The organism is Rhodococcus sp. CX (assembly GCF_015865005.1).
Classification (GTDB): Bacteria; Actinomycetota; Actinomycetes; order Mycobacteriales; family Mycobacteriaceae; genus Rhodococcus.
Genome location: NZ_JADZGH010000259.1, coordinates 103,846 through 104,227 on the forward strand (window position 1 = coordinate 103,846; position 382 = coordinate 104,227).

General features: G+C 70.7%; 1 pseudogene. It reads left to right on the forward strand.

From position 1 onward, the window contains the following. A pseudogene (locus I0Q12_RS28615) lies at positions 1-382 on the forward strand (Hsp70 family protein); the annotation flags it as partial.

Genomic DNA, 382 nt, shown 5'->3' on the forward strand with positions numbered 1-382 from the left:
TCGCTGCCGCTGACCCACACCAGCAACCTGATGTCGTCGTCCGTGTTCATCGACCCGGCCCACGCGATCTCGACCGGCGACGTCGCGGTGAACCAGGCGTCCGTCGACCCCGCCGGCTTCGTCGTCGCCCCGAAGGCACACGTGTCCGACCGGTCGGTGCTGGTGCGCGGTCAGGAAGTTCCGGTCGCCGCGATGATCGCGGCCGTGCTGCGCACCGTGTACGGACAGTCGCTGCAACGGCACAACAACCACCCGCCCGCGGAGGTCGTGCTCACGCACCCCGAAGCGTGGTCGGAGCGGGAACTGTCGGTCCTGCGCGAAGCGGCGTCGATCGCCGGGCTCGGCGGCAACGTGTCGCTGATCTCCGAACCCCGCGCCGCCG